Genomic DNA, 2,302 nt, shown 5'->3' on the forward strand with positions numbered 1-2,302 from the left:
ACCATTTATACCAAGGCTAAATAATTCATTTGCTTATATGAGTATCAGTGATGGTATGTATCAAAAAGTTTATTATAAACGGATGAATGATTTTATCATTATGTTGTGTAATGTTATTTCATATAAAATGTCACATCTTCAACGTAGAAGTTTAAACATTTTTCAACGTTCGAAAGCCATTACGCCAATTAATCTTAAACTTATGCTAACATTATTTCCTCTTATGGAGGATGGATTAATAATCGATATAAGTGAAAGAGTTGAAAATAGAAAAGTAATTGAAATACCTATTTTCCGCGTTGATTTTTACTCTGGTGTAGATGAAGTTTTAGAAAATGTAGAAGAATATAAAGAAATAACAAATCACTTTGCAAACTTAACATACTCTAAAAAAGATGATGAGTGGAGCGTAGTTGAAGTATAAAAGAGGATTCCCTTGGAATCCTCTTTTTTATGCTATAAAATTGCGCTTAAGACAAATAGTAAATTGTAGAAAATGGAGACGACCACCGAAAAGAGACCAAATCCAATTGCAGTATATCCTAATGTTGAGTGACCTTTGGTAACAGTATATATTCCGAGAACTATACCGATTAAACCAAATAATACAGGCATTAAAAATAATGAAAATAGTGAAAAAAATAGAGCGGTATATCCAATAACTNNNNTATCACTATAGTAAATATTCCTAGTAGGATAGAATTCTGTACTGTATTCTTCATTATGATCATCCGAAAATGTATGATTTCGTTTATTCAATTTATTTTTTTTATGACGATACATAATTCCACTCCCTTCTTTTAAGCCTTACTGTTAGTATGCTTCTAAGCGGGTCTTTGATAAGTAGAAAGAATTACTAATTTGAGCTTCAAACGGTATTTTTGAATGGATGATTGCTAATATGAAAAAAGTGACAAATTATGCTATAATTTGGATATCGAAGAAGAGGTAATGGAGATGATTTAATGAGCAAGTCAGATTTAGAAATTGCATTTGAATCAAAAATGAAAAAAATATCGGATATTACAAAGGATTTAGATCTATTCGAAGATGATGTTGAAAATTACGGACATTATAAAGCAAAATTATCATTATCAGTATTAGAACGATTAAAAAATAATGATGATGGTAAGTTAATTTTAGTTACATCAATCAACCCGACACCAGCAGGAGAAGGAAAATCAACTGTAACTGTTGGATTAGCACAAGCTTTTCATAAAATTGGAAAAAAAGCGATTGTTGCATTACGTGAACCTTCATTAGGACCTACAATGGGTGTAAAAGGTGGGGCAACTGGAGGAGGATATTCTCAAGTTTTACCAATGGATGATATCAATTTACATTTTAATGGTGATATTCACGCAATCACTACAGCAAATAATGCACTGGCAGCTTTTATCGATAACCATATACAGCAAGGCAATGAACTTGAAATTGATGTGAGAAGAATTACTTGGAAGCGCGTTGTGGATTTAAACGATCGTGCACTAAGAAATATCATAATCGGCCTTGGTGGACCTACTGAAGGTGTGCCAAGAGAAGATGGATTTGATATAACTGTAGCTTCTGAAATAATGGCTGTTTTATGTTTAGCTTCTGATATTCAAGACCTTAAAGCTCGTCTAAAACGCATAGTTGTTGCTTATACTAATAAAAGAAAGCCAGTTACGGTTGGAGATTTGAATGTTCAAGGCGCATTAACATTACTGTTAAAAGACGCAATTAAACCAAATCTTGTCCAAACAATTGAACATACACCTGCAATTATTCATGGCGGACCTTTTGCAAATATAGCTCATGGATGCAATAGTGTAATCGCTACGAAAATGGCATCAAAATTAGGTGATTATGTCATTACAGAAGCAGGTTTTGGAGCAGATTTAGGTGCGGAGAAATTTTTAAATATTAAAACAAGAGCGCTAGGTGTTACTCCTGATGCAGTTGTAATAGTTGCTACGATTAGAGCTTTAAAAATGCATGGCGGCGTACATAAAACTGAGCTTGCGAGTGAAAATGTTAATGCGATTAAAGATGGGATTTGTAATTTAGAAAAACATGTTGAAACGATTCAAAAATTTAACGTCCCTGTTGTTGTTGCTATTAATAAATTCATAACTGATTCCGAAGAAGAAATTAGTTTTATTCAACAGTGGGGAATGGAAAATAATATAGATGTTGTACTAACAGAAGTGTGGGAACACGGTGGATTAGGTGGGGTTTCACTTGCCGAAACACTTGTTTCGTTATTAAATAAACCGAAAGAGCCATTCAAGTATTTATACGATTTAAATGATTCAATTGA

At 32.5% G+C, this 2,302-nt stretch carries 1 protein-coding gene and 1 pseudogene (1 of these 2 cut by a window edge); both read left to right on the forward strand.

From position 1 onward, the window contains the following. Positions 1–424: pseudogene (locus V7056_RS19900) on the forward strand (oxalate:formate antiporter); the annotation flags it as partial. Between the two features lie 541 nt (positions 425–965). Next, positions 966–2,302 carry the 5' portion of a formate--tetrahydrofolate ligase gene (locus tag V7056_RS19905; RefSeq protein WP_499704125.1) on the forward strand. 28 nt of this gene lie beyond the right edge of the window, so 1,337 of the gene's 1,365 nt are visible here — the first part of the coding sequence; its start codon is at positions 966–968; the stop codon falls past the right edge of the window.

This window comes from Bacillus sp. JJ664, from assembly GCF_036962205.1.
Classification (GTDB): Bacteria; Bacillota; Bacilli; order Bacillales; family Bacillaceae_G; genus Gottfriedia.